Raw genomic sequence first — 14418 nt, 5'->3', positions numbered from 1 at the left:
CATTGCAGAATTTCCTGTTTATAAATCACAAGAAAATTCTACTTTTGATCCCCGTTAATTTTCAACTCGCCACTCCCCCGTGGTTTTGCCGCAAGGTTGTCTATTCGTTGTTTTGTAAGTAGCAGAGGGAGTGGCTTTAGCAGTTGGAAAGCTGCCTTATCCATCGCAACATTGACAGGCTGCAGAGTCATTTGGAAGATCATTCTCTACGCATGCTTTGCAGCATTCCCAGCGTGGCCCATCGGGACTGAGAGAGGTACCTTGTAATGCTTCGATAATCGTTCTGTTAATGTCCAATCGAGATATGCCTTTATTTTCGAGCGATGCTGCAAGCGCCGCAACTGCTTGAGCTGAAGCTTTGCAGGACAACTGACTATAAAAAGCTTTATTCTTTGGGTCGGTTGCCTTTTCTTTGGCCACTATGGGTGAAATAATGAACAACGTCATCACTGCCAATACTAGCAAACGCATATCGGTCTTTTTTGTATTCATGACTTTTCTCCAATAACAATATTTCTTTACGTGTGTTTTGGGGAAATTCTGGCTAAGTTTCTCGACAGGCGTGAAACGAACGGTGACTCACCGATTATGTTTCCTGCAAAGCAGTCGAACCATAAATATAATCAACTTATTCAGAGCATCCTTAGATCATTAGGATAATGAAGATTCTAAAAAGTCAATGTGATGAAACTCACAAACGATGAAAAAAACAAGTCACTTTTACGGTTTAGTTTTTGACAAAGAGTATGGAACAGAGCTCTATATAGTCATTTTCCAGCATAGAGTGACGGCACGCTGCCTTTCCTATGAAAGTTTTGTATGTGGTTATTTATCCCTGGAAAGCCCCTAGAATTAGTATCTATGGCTAATCAAGGGAGATGGAATTGGCCGGAATTTAAGCTGTTGATTTTCTGATACCCTGTTTTCTTGTACCCATATGTGGGACTATGCATTATTTAGTGGTTCTTCTGGATGAGCATTTAGATAGGTCGATAGCCGAGTGTCAATTTCCCTGGTGAGCTGGTCGAGCCGCTTAACAGCAATGGGTGAACGTACCGTAATTGGCACATCAAGGTGTTCAAGAATTTGTTCGATCTTGTAACGCAACGTCTCGGGTTTGTTGCCATAACGATTGTAAAGCACGTCATCGAAAAGCTCTCTTTCCCGTAAAAAAATCTTGTAGAGGGCTTCTGTTTTTGCCAATCTCAGCTTAATTTCGTTGTAATGTATTTTTCGAGCTTCCTGAATTGCGTGCAGCGCTTCACTGGGTGCATCGAAGTCAAGAAAGACCACGCGCACACGATCCGGATAGTCGTGTTTGAGCGCGCGAATTACTTCAAGGTTGTTGCAGATTATGAAATGATGGTGATTTTCTGCGATGGCCGCATCAATTTGCGATCGCTGAATTCCATAGTGAAAGCTATATGATTGATAGATATAGTCATACTCTGTGGATTCAATGCGATCGACGCAACGGATCTCGATGCCGTCGAACTGGCGAGGTGGACGATCGCTTCCCTTGAAGTGCAGCGAGTATTGCTTACCCGATCGCATCAACAGTTCCATGAGCGTCGATTTTCCCGATCCTGACGGTCCAAAGATCACGATAACTAGAGACGGGTGAGACTTTTTCTTGGCTGCTAAAGACATTATTCACCTAATAGTCCTGTAAATGCCGCATGACCAATTCTTAATTATCTTGCTGCTCAGCAGTGCTAAATTATAAGAGAAACTACCAAGTGAGGTACTTGAGTTTAATAGTGCCATTTATTTCCGTTTAAAGAAACCGAATTTTGTTTTAAATGCCGGCGTGATAATCTCTACTCTGTAAGATTTGAATTGTTAAGTTTAGACCTACTTTAAATTCATAAGCCTGTCTAGAAATAAAATGAACTATTACAAACAGCTTCGATAAACTCAATGGTAAAACCATTAAAAACTGGATTACTGGTTCTATTAAGTCTCATCATTTTTGCTGGGATGGGACTTTATGCATTGCGTAATCCCCTGTTGGAAATGCTCATCGACGATCAGTTGCGCAAGCAAGGTTTTCCGTTGCAATCTGTTGCGCTTCTTGATATTTCTCTCAACACATTCCGCTTGCATGGCCTGACAGCAGGTAACAAAAACGAATTGCATGTGGATAAAATTCTGGTGACTTGGCAATTCAGTGATCTGCTCTCCGGAAAATCGGTATCGGTTGAAATTAACGGTCTGCAAGTGACACTCGATTTGAGCGCGGAACGTTCTTCGTTGGACTCCATGCAGCTCATGACTACGGCACCCGGTAAGACTATCAGCATACCGTGGCTACCCGCACTTTCACTGAAGGATTCGGCAATTCGCCTGCATTCTGCGGCGGGCGATGTGACGATTGCTTTGTCAGGCAGCATCGCGCAAGACCATCCAGGTACTCAGTTGATACATTTCAGCACCATGATCTCCGGCTTGCTTGCTCAAGCCAAGGGTGAGCTGGTCGCAACCCTGGATATGCAGGGGAATATACAAGGCAAGCTTGCTATTTCGGATGGCATGCTGAACATCTCCGAAGCTAAGATCTCGAGTTTCTCAGGTGAAACCGCTTTTACAGTTGCAGCGTTGCAGTTGCAGCATCTCCAGACTGAATTCACGTTATCGGGTATTCAGCTATCGGAAAAGAAGTTAGAAAAACCAGTGCCGGAGCAAATAGGTGAGAGCCCGGCTGCATTGGCATTGCGCGATGCAACCATTGATCACATTACTGTAAAAGGAAGCATTCGCGGACTAGCGGATTCCTGGAATGGAGAACTTGATCTAGGTATTGATGGAGGAAAACTGATGGCTGGGCCTGTAAAAATTCAGCAGTTATCGGCTGCTTTGCCGATGCAAATTCAGTTCAGTCCGGACAATTGGCACATCGGATTACGTAATACTGGGCAGATCTCATTGGGAAAGATCGATACCGAATATCCCCTGCGTCTCCGGACTCCTCCTGGCTTCTCAATTCCTCTGGCCGATTTGGAACTAACAAAAAGCCATCAAGGCATGATACTTAAACACGATATTACCGTGATACCCGCCAACCTGACCTTGCTGGCTATACGCGATGTGTCACCTGAAATTGAGGTAAACATTCACCCAGGAAAAATAACTGCAACGGGAAAAATGGATGTCGACGGAAACTATCAAGGACAGTTGGCTATTAGTAAAGCCTCCTTTAATCTGCCGCAATCTCAGATACAGTTTAAGGATATCTCAGCCACTTTATATTTGAATGATAGTGAAATTGTTAATGCCGCTGATTTTACCATCGGCCAACTACAGCATCTGGCTCCAGAGCCTCTATTTACAACGCTATCCATTACCGGCGACATCAGAAACAAAGCCAAACAGGGAGAATCGGCAGAGTATGCGCTAGGAATTACTGGCGGCGTTTCTAGTTCGCAGTTTTTAAAAATCAAAGGCACGCATGTGTTGAAGGGTGGTAACGGAATGCTCAAGGCGGAGGTTATTCCGTTAAACTTTTTACCTGGCAGTTTGCAACCCAGTGCGCTTTTCCCCGTGCTAGCACAGTTGGATAACGTCAGCGGACAAGTCAGTGCAATTGCTCAATTAAAATGGTCCACAACAGGTGTGCACAGTAGTCGCGGAACATTTGAGATGCGCAATATTTCGTTTGCGCGTGAAACTACAAAAATAAAAAATCTGAATATCATGCTAAATTTGGATAATTTGCTAACCCCAAGCAGTTTGCCAGGGCAAAAAATTACGGTAGGACAGATTGACTTCGGAATTCCATTGGAAAATTTATTGATTTCCTATCATATTCTGGATACAGTTCCCCCCCAAGTTGCGCTTGAGAAAGCACAATTCTCCATGATGAATGGCAAGGTATCGGTGGCACCCGTGATCATTGATCCCACGGCCAAACACTCCGATATGCTGATACGTATCAGTAATATCGATCTGGAATCATTTTTCAACCTGATCAAAGTCGATGGACTTGCGGGAAGCGGACATCTTGATGGTCAGATCCCACTGACAATAGAAGATGATCAATTAACGATAAAAAATGGCCATCTTGCTGCCAAGGCACCAGGAATCCTACATTTTCAATCCCAAAAAGCTTCACAATTGCTTGCTTCCGCCGGAGAAGAAATGAATTTATTACTGCAAGCTATGCAGGACTTCCATTACACTGAGCTATCACTGAATCTCGACAAATCGGTTGCAGATGATTTGGTAGCCAAGCTTTCTTTATTAGGGAATAATCCTAAGGTTATGGAGGGGCAGGATTTTCGTTTGAACATTCGGCTTGAAACAGATATAGACAAAATCCTGGAAAAGATTAATTATGGCTATAGTTTATCCCATGAAATTTTGCGTGGCTCATTCAGATTGCATTAAGTTAGGTTGCGCTAAATTGCAGACACAGAGCGCTGTAATGCTCATTATCGGAGAAGAGGAGTGCGATCATGTGTAGAATTGAACGAATGACAAACGCTATAATTATTCCAGTAATCTTGATTTTTTACTGTTTGGTAATAGCATCTTGTGCCCCGACGGTCAAAGTGGAAACCCCCAAGGAACCGATCACGATAAACCTAAATATCAAGCTGGATGCTGATATCCGGGTAAAGCTTGAAGAAGAAGCCAAAAAAGACATAGCCGCCAATCCCGACATCTTCTAATAGCAAACGAGAAAGGAGAAAACATTATGCTGCGTATTTCAAAAAAACCTTTACCAAGAATTTCTGGGATCATTCTTTTGGCGTTAATACTCTATGCAATTCCGGCATGGGCCGACAATTTGGAAAATCTGCGCGCCTCAGGTGCAATTGGTGAAAGCAGTACTGGCTATGTCATCGCCAGGGAGCCTAGTGCCCAGGCAGAGGCCGATGCGATAAATGCCAAGCGCAGAGCAATTTACCAGGAAAAAGCTGCTGCACAAGGCATTGACGCTAATCAGGTAGGGAAAGTTTACGCTGAGGAAATTATCCAGAAAGTTCCGGCTGGAACCTGGATTCAAATTAGCGGGCAATGGAGACAGAAATAAGCAACTTGCGATTCCCCGTGACCTTGCCACAGGGTTGTTTATTAAACAACGAACAGATATTGGCGGTGTCACACTAAAATGTCTTTTGCATCTTCTAATGAGTGATATTTATTGGTCAGCAATATTGGTAGTTTTTCCTGATCAAGTTATTCCACACCAGTTTCAATATACTTGCTTAATACATATTTAATAAACTCTTTTTGTTTGCTATTGAGTAATGCAAATCTACTCGCTGCTTAAACCAATGGACTCCATTTAGACAGCACACATCAGTGTGACTTGTTCGCTGTACGCCGTTTGCTCCTGATACTCTGCAACGTTATAATGAATTTCAAGGCGGACATCTTGCGAGAAGCAAGCCAGGCATCAGTATCAATTTAAGGGAACCTCTAGAAATGGTTTTTTCATAAAATTGATAAATGTAAGTCATTGAAAATTATCAGCACCAGTTTTTCAAAATTGAATTATTAGAGGTCCTTTTAAATTGTTTTAAATCAATTAGCTAATCAAGAGAGGTTTTGCTTATTTTTATTTTCTATTTTTTTATTTCTCGTATATTTCCAATAATACTGCTGTTGAGCTTCGGTTTGCCCGGGACAGCGCTACATGCGCAAGCTATACCGCAGGTTAAACCTCAAATAAATGGCTCAGCTGTTAGTAATTCAATCGCTAATAATGAAGTCCGTCGCAAAGAACCCGCAGATCAATTGGCTGATATTAGCCAATCCCTACAAGAAAAACGCAAGCAACTGGCAGCATTGAAACAGCAACTGGCTCAAGCTAACCAAGAAGATGAGCAGAAGGATTTGAAGCAGCGGATTGATGAACTCAAAACAGTTATCAAGCAGTTGAACCAGTCATTTGAGCAGATTATTATTGGCGGCCTAGATCTGGATCCATTTTCGGATGCACCAATGCAGCCGTTTGATTGGAAAGAAGAGCTGATTTTGGCGACTAAACCGATCATTGATGCGCTTAAAGATTTAACCGAGAAGCCACGAAAAATTGAAAAGCTGCGTAGCGACATCAGTCTATTGCAGGAGCAAGGTGCTTTAATCGAGTTGGCGCTAAACTCAATGGAGCAGTTCAAACCAAATGCCATGGCTGAGGCGACTAAAGAAAAGTTTGAATCTGTTACCAAAAAATGGTTGCAGCGACAAGTCGATAATGAGCAAGATCTCGAAATTGCCCGCTTTCAGCTGAGCAGTCTGGAAGATAGCAATAAAGATTGGTGGCAGGGTCTAAAAACCGGGGTAATTGACTTTGTGCAGGGTCGTGGGTTTACGCTGACAATCGCCATCTTGGCCGCGCTTAGTGCCTGGCTGCTGATGCGCGGGTTACTGTGGCTATATCAGAAAAAACTGGTTTCTCCCAGTAACCGCAACAGTATGCATGTGCGATTAGCGGAATACGCTTATCGCATTTTGAGCGGATTACTAGTGATACTGGCAATCCTGATTACATTTTATCTGACCAATGATTTTTTGCTGCTGACATTGGCAATTATTTTATTAATCGCGGTTGCGCTGAGCCTCCGGCATATTCTGCCGCGCTATATCAATGAGGCTAGGTTATTGCTGGATATCGGGCCGGTTAGAGTTGGTGAAAGAGTAATCTATAATGGCTTGCCGATGCAGGTTAGATCGATCAATGTACATTCGTTACTGCGCAATCCTGATCTAAAAGGAATCGTCCGGTTGCCATTAGGCGTGTTGGACGATATGGTGTCGCGTCCGGACATTGAGGAGCCTTGGTTTCCCTGTCGTCCAGGCGAATTCGTAATGTTGCCGGACGGCCGTTTCGGCGAAGTATTAGAGCAAACCTTGGAGCTGGTGCAATTGCAGATGAAGGGTAGTCTGGTGCAATTTCCTGCTGCTGAGTTTTTCCGTCTGGGCCTGCTCAATCTATCTCGGCAGGGATTTGTTGTGGTCGTTACATTCGGCATTGATTATCAGCATCAGGCGCAGTGTTTGGATACAGTGCCGACTCGTTTGCGCGAGGCGCTGGAGCATGCGCTTGCGCAAGCGGAATTTGGCGACAAGGTTGTCAGCTTGCTGGTCGAATTTAAGGAAGCCAATACGAACTCCCTGGATTATCTGATTGTTGTCAACTGCAAAGGTGAGGCAGCCAATTCGTATTTTACGATTAATCGTCTGATTCAGAAAACTTGTGTTGAAGTTTGTAACCGGGAAGGCTGGGTTATTCCATTTACTCAACTGACGGTGCATCAGGGCGAAGGATTTAAGGCGCTAAGTGAACGCAATTCTCAGGTACAGCAGCAACTCAATCCATAGTTTTAAGGCAGCAAACAGTATTTCTGTCTGAGTTGATTGAAATTAGAGTAAGGCTAAATCATTCTTGACTGAACTAGTTGTGTTCCTCGGGAACTTCAAAAGGCAAGTCTGGGTTTTTATCGTTGGAATCAATTAAGGATTTCATCTCTTCCAGTGGCGGAAGTTCTTCCAGCGAACGCAGATTCAGATCGTTAAGGAAGTGTTGTGTGGTAGCAAACAGCGCGGGTTTCCCAGGCACGTTACGGTGTCCGATTGATTCGATCCAACCGCGTGTTGTGAGTGCCTTAAGCACCGATCCGGAAACGCTAACGCCACGAATTTCTTCGATATCACCGCGAGTTACCGGCTGACGGTAGGCGATGATGGCGAGCGTTTCCAGAACTGCGCGTGAATAGCGCGGTGCTTTGGGCGGCGTCAAACGCTCCAGATACGGTTGTATGTCCGCTTTGGTTTGAAAGCGCCAACCGCTGGCGACAGAGACCAGCTCCACGCCACTATCACGCCATTTCTCGCGAATTTCTTCCAGTAATTTCGATAATACGGTGGCGCTTAATTCCAGGTTGAATAATTTACGCAATTCGTTGATGGGCAGAGGCTCTGAAGTTGTCAGTAAGGCAGCTTCCAGAATTCGCTGGGTTTTTTCAGGACTCAGTGTATCCGATGTATCAAGCTGATTGAGCTGCGTCAATGGAGCGGACATAAATAATCCCGGAATCAAGCGATTGAGAAATTTCCAGCAACAATTCCTTGACCAATTCCAAAACAGCCAGGAAGGTGACAACGACTTCTGCAACCGTGGCCGTGGGAGCGAATAAATCGTAAAATTCTACCAGATCACGTCCACGCAGGTCACGCAGCACTTGGGTCATATAAGCCCTGACCGAAAGCGTTTCACGTTTAATTTGATGGTGACGATTGATTTTGGCGCGCGTTAGAATAGCCATCCAGGCATTCCGTAAATCATCCATGTCGATATTGGGTAACTGTACCGCAGCTTGTTGTTCAACCCATATCTGAATTACGCCGAAGTCGCGCCCGGCTTGTGGCAGTTCATTTATTCGGGTTGCAGCATGTTTCATTTGCTCGTATTCAAGCAAACGCCGCACCAGTTCAGCGCGCGGATCATGTTCTTCTTCCGTTTCTATTTTGGGATTAGGTAGCAGCATGCGTGACTTGATTTCAATCAGCAATGCGGTCATCAGGAGATATTCGGCTGCCAGTTCCAGTTGGTCCACGCGCATCATTTCAACATAAGTCATATATTGCTGCGTTAACTCCGCCACCGGAATGTCCAGAATATTCAGATTATGCTTGCGAATCAGATACAGCAGTAAGTCCAGCGGGCCTTGAAAGGTGTCCAGGAAGACTTCCAATGCATCGGGCGGGATATACAAATCCTGTGGAATTTCCAGCAACGGTTCGCCACAGATTCTGGCGACCGGTTGTGTTTCATTGGTTTCGATTACTGAATTGTCGTTCATTGAACAATAAGATCAGTCTCGTCTGTGCGCCGTAAATTTATGAATAACTGAGTCCCATCGCTGCACGGACATCGCGCATAGTTTCTTCCGCCAGCTTGTTGGCCTTTTCACAACCGTCTGCAATGATGTTGCGTACCAGAGTCGGGTCTTCTTCGTATTTTTTGATACGTTCTAACATCGGCTCCTGTTCAGCTAGAATCTTGTCGATCACAGGTGTTTTGCAATCTAGGCAACCAATTCCCGCATTTTTGCAACCCTGTTGTACCCATTCGCGTGTGGCGTCATCGGAATAAACAAGATGGAATTGCCACACCGGGCATTTAGCCGGATCACCCGGATCGCTGCGCCGTACCCGTGCCGGATCGGTTGGCATGGTACGAATTTTCTTGCGAATGTTTTCCGGATCTTCGCGCAGACTGATGGTGTTGTTATAGGATTTGGACATTTTCTGACCATCCAGTCCCGGCATTCTGGGAGCTTCAGTCAGCAATGTTTCCGGTTCGGATAGAATCATTTTGCCGCCGCCTTCCAGGTAGCCATATAGCCGTTCACGATCACCCAGACTTAGATTCTGCTGCTCGTTCAGTAATGACTTGGCTTTTTCCAGCGCGTACTCATCGCCCTGTTCCTGATATAGCGTACGCAACTCAGTATACAGCTTGGATTTTTTCGAGCCCAGTTTCTTAACGGCCTGCTCCGCTTTTTCTTCAAAGCCGAGTTCTTTGCCGTAGATGTGATTAAAACGTCGGGAAATTTCGCGCGTAAATTCCAAATGCGGTGCTTGATCTTCTCCGACGGGAACCAGATTGGCACGATAAATCAGAATATCCGCGCTTTGCAGTAACGGGTAGCCCAGAAAGCCAAAGGTGCTGAGGTCTTTCTCAGATAGTTTTTCCTGTTGATCTTTATAGGTGGGCACGCGTTCCAGCCAGCCCAGCGGTGTCATCATCGACAGCAGTAAATACAGTTCGGCGTGAGCAGGAACCTTGGATTGAATGAATAATATCGCCTGCGATGGATCAACACCCGCAGCCAGCCAGTCAACTACCATATCCCAGACATTCTGTTCGATGATTTCAGGTGAATCATAATGGGTCGTCAAGGCATGCCAATCGGCAACGAAGAACAAACATTCGTGCTGCCGCTGCAGCTTTACCCAATTTTTCAAAACTCCATGATAATGTCCCAAGTGCAGGCTACCGGTGGGGCGCATGCCTGATAAAACGCGATCAGCAAACATGTTGATTTTCCAAATGTAAAACGTTATTAAATATATAATCCGAAAATTGATACGATCATGATTTTAGCCCATGTAATCACGGGGCCAATCACCGCGCCCAGCGCACCACTGAATAACAATACCAGCAGTATCATAAAGCCATAAGGTTCAATCCGGGAAAACTGGTAAGCCAATTGATGCGGCAACAAGCTCACTGCCATTCGACCTCCATCCAAAGGCGGTAGCGGCAACAGATTGAGTACCATCAGGATAACATTGATTTCAATTCCTGCAATTCCCATCAGCGCCAGCGGTTTTGCAAAACTACTGTCAGGCGAAATAATGGCCAGTTTGATCATCAAGGCCCAGAAAAACGCCATCAGTAAATTGGCGCCGGGCCCCGCAGCGGCTACCCAGAGCATATCGCGTTTGGGTTGGCGCAAGTTGGAAAAATTAACCGGCACCGGTTTGGCCCAGCCAAATAAAAAACCCGCACCGATGGTTAATTTACTTAGAATGAATAATGATAAAGGAACCAGTATCGTGCCCACAAGATCGATATGCCGTACTGGGTTGAGACTGATACGCCCTTCGTTGTATGCGGTAAAGTCGCCGAAATGCTTGGCGATATAACCATGTGCGGCTTCATGCAGGGTGATGGCAAAAATAACGGGAAGCGCATAAATGGCAATACCACGGATAATTTCATCCATGTTCGATTCCAAATGGATCAAGACAACCTCTTCCCTGACGTACCAATGCAGGCACATCAGTGGTTAAATCAATCACCGTGGTCATGTCTATGCCGCATGAACCAGCATCCATAACTAATTCAACTTGATGTTCCAGTCGTTCGCGGATTTCTTCGGCATCATTCAGCGGATATTCGTCTCCTGGCAGAATTAGCGTTGAGCTTAGCAGCGGTTCGCCGAGTTCCTCCAATAATGCCAGTACCACCGGATGATCGGGAATGCGTAAGCCGATGGTGTTGCGTTTCGGATGCTGCATGCGCCTTGGTACTTCCCGGGTTGCCTGTAAAATAAACGTGTAACTGCCCGGTGTAGTGGCTTTAAGCAATCGATACTGGCTATTATCCACTTTGGCGTAGGCGGAAATTTCCGTCAGATTGCGGCACACCAGCGTGAAATGATGGCGTTCATCTACTTGCCGAATGGTGCGGATGCGTGTCATCGCGTCTTTGTCGCCCAGATGGCAGCCCAAGGCATAACAGGAATCCGTGGGGTATACAATAATTCCGCCCTTTTGGACAATAGCAACGGCTTGCTTGATCAGACGTGCATGCGGTGTATCCGCGTGAATTGAAAAGAATTGAGCCACAGTAAAAAGATATCAGGATTAGGTTAAGTTAAGTAGTCAATGTGCTAATTAGTGAGTTCGGCTGCGATGTTGTTTTTCCAATGGTGCCAGACGGGCGTACAGCCGTGTGGAAATTCCGGTAACTGCCCCAAATCAAAATAGCTCTCACCAGGACCATGAAAATCGGAGCCGCACGAAGCCAGCAGATTTCTATTTTGTGCGTGGTGTGCAAAATGTCGCATTTGCTCGGGTGTGTGGCTTGACGTGACTACTTCAAGGCCGGATCCGCCCAGCGCGCAGAACTCATCAAGCAGATCATTCAAGACATTCTTACCTAAACCATAACGCGCTGGGTGTGCGATCACCGCATGACCACCACTATTGCGAATCCAGCTCACAGCATCGCTGAGCGAGGCCCATTCGTGGGAGGTATAGCCTGGCTTGCCTTTCACCAGATATTTCTTAAACACGGATTTTACGTCCTTGGCATAACCCTGCTGAACTAAAAAGCGAGCAAAATGCGTACGCCCGATCAAGCGCCGCTCGCCAACATGCGCATAAGCGCCTTCCAGGCTACCTTGAATGCCGATTTTTTCCAGCTCAAGAGCGATATTTTCGGCGCGTTGCGCGCGCCCCGCGCGTATGACTGCCAAACCTTCGATCAGCGGTGCATAGGTCGGATCAATGTTCAATCCGATAATATGCAAGGTGCGGCCGCGCCAGCTCACGGAGATTTCCACACCATCTATAAATGTTATACTTTTCGATTCGGCCATCTGCCGTGCTTCTGCCAGTCCAGAGATGTCGTCGTGATCGGTTAACGCCAGTATTTCAACGCCGCGCATAGCGGCGCGCTCAACCAGTTGAGCCGGTGGTAAAACGCCATCAGAAATGTTGGAATGACAATGCAGATCAATGTTAAGCATGAGGCAATTCGTAGCAACGCAGAACACGCATGATAGCAAATAACCGCATTGAAGAGAAATAATTGCGTAGGATAATGAAAGAGATAGTTAGAACCCTGAAAGGAAAATCATTTTACAAGGAACCCAAATGAATAGACTATTGGCTATCCGCGACCATCTATCCGCTGCGCCGCATCGCAGCTTGTTTTTAGCGGGCGCATCGCAAGGCGTTCTGACCGTGTTGTGGTGGGTATTTGACCTGACCGGTCGTTATGGCATCGCCGGATCAATGACCCACTGGAGTATTGCGCCGACCTGGGCGCATGCATTTCTGATGGTCTATGGTTTTTTCCCCTTCTTTATTTTTGGTTTTCTGTTTACCACCTACCCCAGTTGGATGAACGGCGACAAAGTAAAGCCGCACGAATATGTCGCTACGTGTGTGTTAATGGCGGCAGGCGTGGTGCTATTTTATGTCGGTTTGTTGACGCACAAAGTGATCAGTATCGCCGGTGTCGAATTGATGTTGGTCGGCTGGGGCATTGCAATTTATGTGTTGTTTCGCATTCTGCTGACGACAACTGCACAGGACAAACGTCATGCCAGTGTAGCCAGCATCGCGCTGCTGATGGGCTGGCTGGGCGTGGCGGCGTATCTAGTCTGGCTAGTGACCGAAAATCCGGTTGTGCTTAATTTTTCGCGTCACGCCGGAATCTGGTTCTTCCTGCTGCCGATCGTGCTGACCGTTTCGCACCGTATGATTCCTTTTTTCTCCAGCCGCGTGCTGGATAATTATGAAATGGTTCGTCCGTACTGGATGCTGTGGCTGATGCTCGCCTGTATTGCAGCACACGGCAGCCTGCAATGGTTGGAATTATCCGCCTACCTATGGATCGCTGACTTCCCGCTGGCCGCTTGCGCACTCTATTTGTCTTACCGTTGGGGATTTCTGCGCAGCTTTAGCGTGAGTTTGTTGGCGGTGCTGCATTTCTCCTTCGCCTGGCTGGGTGTGTCCATGCTGTTGTATGGGGTGCAAAGCTTGACATATATGCTGTCCGGCAACATGGTACTTGGCCTTGCGCCATTGCATGCACTGGGCATTGGCTTTTTTGCCAGCATGATCCTGGCGATGGCCTCGCGCGTCACCATCGGACATTCGGGACGTCCGTTGGAGCTGGATCGATTAACCTGGGTGCTTTTTTTAGGCTTTCAAGCAACCGCTGTGATAAGAATTCTGAGTGAAGTCGTGCCGATGATCGCACCGATACTCTATGTCTTGGCCGCGCTTGTCTGGTTGGCCTGTTTTGGGCTTTGGACTGCCAAGTACGCGCCGATTTATTGGCGGCAACGGGTGGACGGAAAACCAGGATAGTTGAAACCGGATACTTATCGCACAACGCATTCCACTATACAAGTATAGTTGCATATTGTATGGCTATATCTACTGAGTCTAACGAAGCCATTTTTAAGCAGTATTCGGCTGCAGTTCAATGGATGGATGATCTCGGCATAAAACTGAATCCAGGAAGAATATCTCATTACGAAAGGATCATTCGTTACTGGAAGGATGCATACAGAACTGCATCCATTGAAGAATGGAGGCAGAAAGGCCCAGATTTCCTCAATTCAGTGTTTGAAGTCTATGATTTCGTGAATATTCACAAAGCCTTTCGGGATGTGGCACCTAACCGAATTGTATCTATCGTCGACAAATTGCAAGATGGAGTAAATGGACCCATCTATGCGGCAGATGAAACACCGGAATCAACACGCGCCAGAAATTTTCTTTTTGAAGCTATCGTTGCCGCAAAGACAAACCGTCCTGAGAAAGGAATGGAAGCCATTCTTGACACAGGATCAGATACTGGAATCCAGATTGCAGAAAAGAAAATATGGGTTGAATGTAAGCGCGTAACAACCCTTGATAAGATCGAGAGCAATGTCCGAAAAGCTTCTAAGCAGTTACAAAAGATATTTGATAAGGAGGTTGGTTCCAGGCATCGCGGAATCGTGGCCATAGAAATATCTAACAGGCCGTTGAAAAACCAGGCACTTTCAGTCTGAATTCTCGTTTTTAAAAAGCTGCGAGCATTTCGGTTATCTTCCAGATCTGTTTTTTTATCCGGAATGTTCATTCTTTGTGCAATTTTGTGAGAATTTTCTGCAA

Annotated in this window: 14 protein-coding genes; 6 read left to right on the top strand and 8 right to left on the bottom strand. The window is 45.9% G+C overall.

The features are described 5' to 3' along the window. Nucleotides 1-156 precede the first annotated feature (156 nt). Complete coding sequence (locus tag Q0C11_RS06700; RefSeq protein ID WP_293006793.1) at nucleotides 157-492, bottom strand: hypothetical protein; 336 nt, start codon at nucleotides 490-492, stop codon at nucleotides 157-159. A 453-nt stretch (nucleotides 493-945) separates the two neighbouring features. Beyond that, a complete protein-coding gene (locus tag Q0C11_RS06695; RefSeq protein WP_293006792.1) occupies nucleotides 946-1650 on the bottom strand; it encodes a hypothetical protein in 705 nt (234 codons plus the stop codon). A gap of 270 nt (nucleotides 1651-1920) precedes the next feature. On the opposite strand from Q0C11_RS06695, the gene Q0C11_RS06690 reads away from it, so the two are divergent. From Q0C11_RS06690 to Q0C11_RS06675, 4 genes are all read left to right on the top strand, one after another. Then, nucleotides 1921-4386, top strand: coding sequence for a YdbH domain-containing protein (locus Q0C11_RS06690; RefSeq protein ID WP_293006791.1), 2466 nt, complete (start codon nucleotides 1921-1923; stop codon nucleotides 4384-4386). Between the two features lie 68 nt (nucleotides 4387-4454). Beyond that, nucleotides 4455-4670 carry a YnbE family lipoprotein gene (locus Q0C11_RS06685; RefSeq protein ID WP_293006790.1) on the top strand — a complete coding sequence of 72 codons (216 nt, stop codon included), beginning with the start codon at nucleotides 4455-4457 and terminating at the stop codon, nucleotides 4668-4670. Nucleotides 4671-4696: 26 nt separating this feature from the next. Beyond that, nucleotides 4697-5035 carry a YdbL family protein gene (locus tag Q0C11_RS06680; RefSeq protein ID WP_293006789.1) on the top strand — a complete coding sequence of 113 codons (339 nt, stop codon included), beginning with the start codon at nucleotides 4697-4699 and terminating at the stop codon, nucleotides 5033-5035. A gap of 587 nt (nucleotides 5036-5622) precedes the next feature. Then, the gene (locus Q0C11_RS06675) at nucleotides 5623-7329 is read left to right on the top strand and encodes a hypothetical protein (protein ID WP_293006788.1); all 1707 of its coding nucleotides are present in this window, start codon (nucleotides 5623-5625) and stop codon (nucleotides 7327-7329) included. 73 nt (nucleotides 7330-7402) lie between these two features. Here Q0C11_RS06675 and scpB read toward each other — a convergent pair whose 3' ends face one another. From scpB to Q0C11_RS06645, 6 genes are read right to left on the bottom strand one after another with little or no spacing between them, the layout of a single operon-like run. Next, entirely contained in the window at nucleotides 7403-8029 is a 627-nt protein-coding gene (gene scpB / locus Q0C11_RS06670; RefSeq protein WP_293006787.1) for an SMC-Scp complex subunit ScpB, read from the bottom strand. Continuing rightward, nucleotides 7995-8810 carry a ScpA family protein gene (locus Q0C11_RS06665; protein ID WP_293006786.1) on the bottom strand — a complete coding sequence of 272 codons (816 nt, stop codon included), beginning with the start codon at nucleotides 8808-8810 and terminating at the stop codon, nucleotides 7995-7997. The genes scpB and Q0C11_RS06665 overlap by 35 nt, the downstream gene beginning before the upstream one ends. Nucleotides 8811-8847: 37 nt before the next feature. Next, nucleotides 8848-10050 carry a tryptophan--tRNA ligase gene (locus Q0C11_RS06660; protein ID WP_293006785.1) on the bottom strand — a complete coding sequence of 401 codons (1203 nt, stop codon included), beginning with the start codon at nucleotides 10048-10050 and terminating at the stop codon, nucleotides 8848-8850. A gap of 26 nt (nucleotides 10051-10076) precedes the next feature. Further along, nucleotides 10077-10742 carry a site-2 protease family protein gene (locus Q0C11_RS06655; RefSeq protein ID WP_293006784.1) on the bottom strand — a complete coding sequence of 222 codons (666 nt, stop codon included), beginning with the start codon at nucleotides 10740-10742 and terminating at the stop codon, nucleotides 10077-10079. Further along, entirely contained in the window at nucleotides 10735-11367 is a 633-nt protein-coding gene (locus tag Q0C11_RS06650; protein WP_293006783.1) for an L-threonylcarbamoyladenylate synthase, read from the bottom strand. The genes Q0C11_RS06655 and Q0C11_RS06650 overlap by 8 nt, the downstream gene beginning before the upstream one ends. A 44-nt stretch (nucleotides 11368-11411) precedes the next feature. Next, nucleotides 11412-12272 carry a 3',5'-nucleoside bisphosphate phosphatase gene (locus Q0C11_RS06645; protein WP_293006782.1) on the bottom strand — a complete coding sequence of 287 codons (861 nt, stop codon included), beginning with the start codon at nucleotides 12270-12272 and terminating at the stop codon, nucleotides 11412-11414. Between the two features lie 127 nt (nucleotides 12273-12399). On the opposite strand from Q0C11_RS06645, the gene Q0C11_RS06640 reads away from it, so the two are divergent. Next, nucleotides 12400-13623, top strand: a complete 1224-nt coding sequence (locus Q0C11_RS06640; RefSeq protein ID WP_293006781.1) for an NnrS family protein — start codon at nucleotides 12400-12402, stop codon at nucleotides 13621-13623. Between the two features lie 59 nt (nucleotides 13624-13682). Then, nucleotides 13683-14315, top strand: coding sequence for a hypothetical protein (locus Q0C11_RS06635; protein WP_293006780.1), 633 nt, complete (start codon nucleotides 13683-13685; stop codon nucleotides 14313-14315). Nucleotides 14316-14418: the final 103 nt, after the last annotated feature.

The sequence above is a fragment of the Nitrosomonas sp. genome, from assembly GCF_022842015.1.
GTDB lineage: Bacteria > Pseudomonadota > Gammaproteobacteria > Burkholderiales > Nitrosomonadaceae > Nitrosomonas.
Note: the sequence above shows the minus strand (reverse complement) of the source record. Positions and strands in the feature narration are given on the sequence as shown.

Coding starts and splice junctions, on each gene's coding strand:
- Q0C11_RS06700 (WP_293006793.1), bottom strand. CDS start 492: ATGAATACAAAAAAGACCGATATGCGTTTGCTAGTATTGGCAGTGATG.
- Q0C11_RS06685 (WP_293006790.1), top strand. CDS start 4,455: ATGTGTAGAATTGAACGAATGACAAACGCTATAATTATTCCAGTAATC.
- Q0C11_RS06660 (WP_293006785.1), bottom strand. CDS start 10,050: ATGTTTGCTGATCGCGTTTTATCAGGCATGCGCCCCACCGGTAGCCTG.
- Q0C11_RS06695 (WP_293006792.1), bottom strand. CDS start 1,650: ATGTCTTTAGCAGCCAAGAAAAAGTCTCACCCGTCTCTAGTTATCGTG.
- Q0C11_RS06665 (WP_293006786.1), bottom strand. CDS start 8,810: ATGAACGACAATTCAGTAATCGAAACCAATGAAACACAACCGGTCGCC.
- Q0C11_RS06645 (WP_293006782.1), bottom strand. CDS start 12,272: ATGCTTAACATTGATCTGCATTGTCATTCCAACATTTCTGATGGCGTT.
- Q0C11_RS06640 (WP_293006781.1), top strand. CDS start 12,400: ATGAATAGACTATTGGCTATCCGCGACCATCTATCCGCTGCGCCGCAT.
- scpB (WP_293006787.1), bottom strand. CDS start 8,029: ATGTCCGCTCCATTGACGCAGCTCAATCAGCTTGATACATCGGATACA.
- Q0C11_RS06690 (WP_293006791.1), top strand. CDS start 1,921: ATGGTAAAACCATTAAAAACTGGATTACTGGTTCTATTAAGTCTCATC.
- Q0C11_RS06655 (WP_293006784.1), bottom strand. CDS start 10,742: ATGGATGAAATTATCCGTGGTATTGCCATTTATGCGCTTCCCGTTATT.
- Q0C11_RS06680 (WP_293006789.1), top strand. CDS start 4,697: ATGCTGCGTATTTCAAAAAAACCTTTACCAAGAATTTCTGGGATCATT.
- Q0C11_RS06635 (WP_293006780.1), top strand. CDS start 13,683: ATGGCTATATCTACTGAGTCTAACGAAGCCATTTTTAAGCAGTATTCG.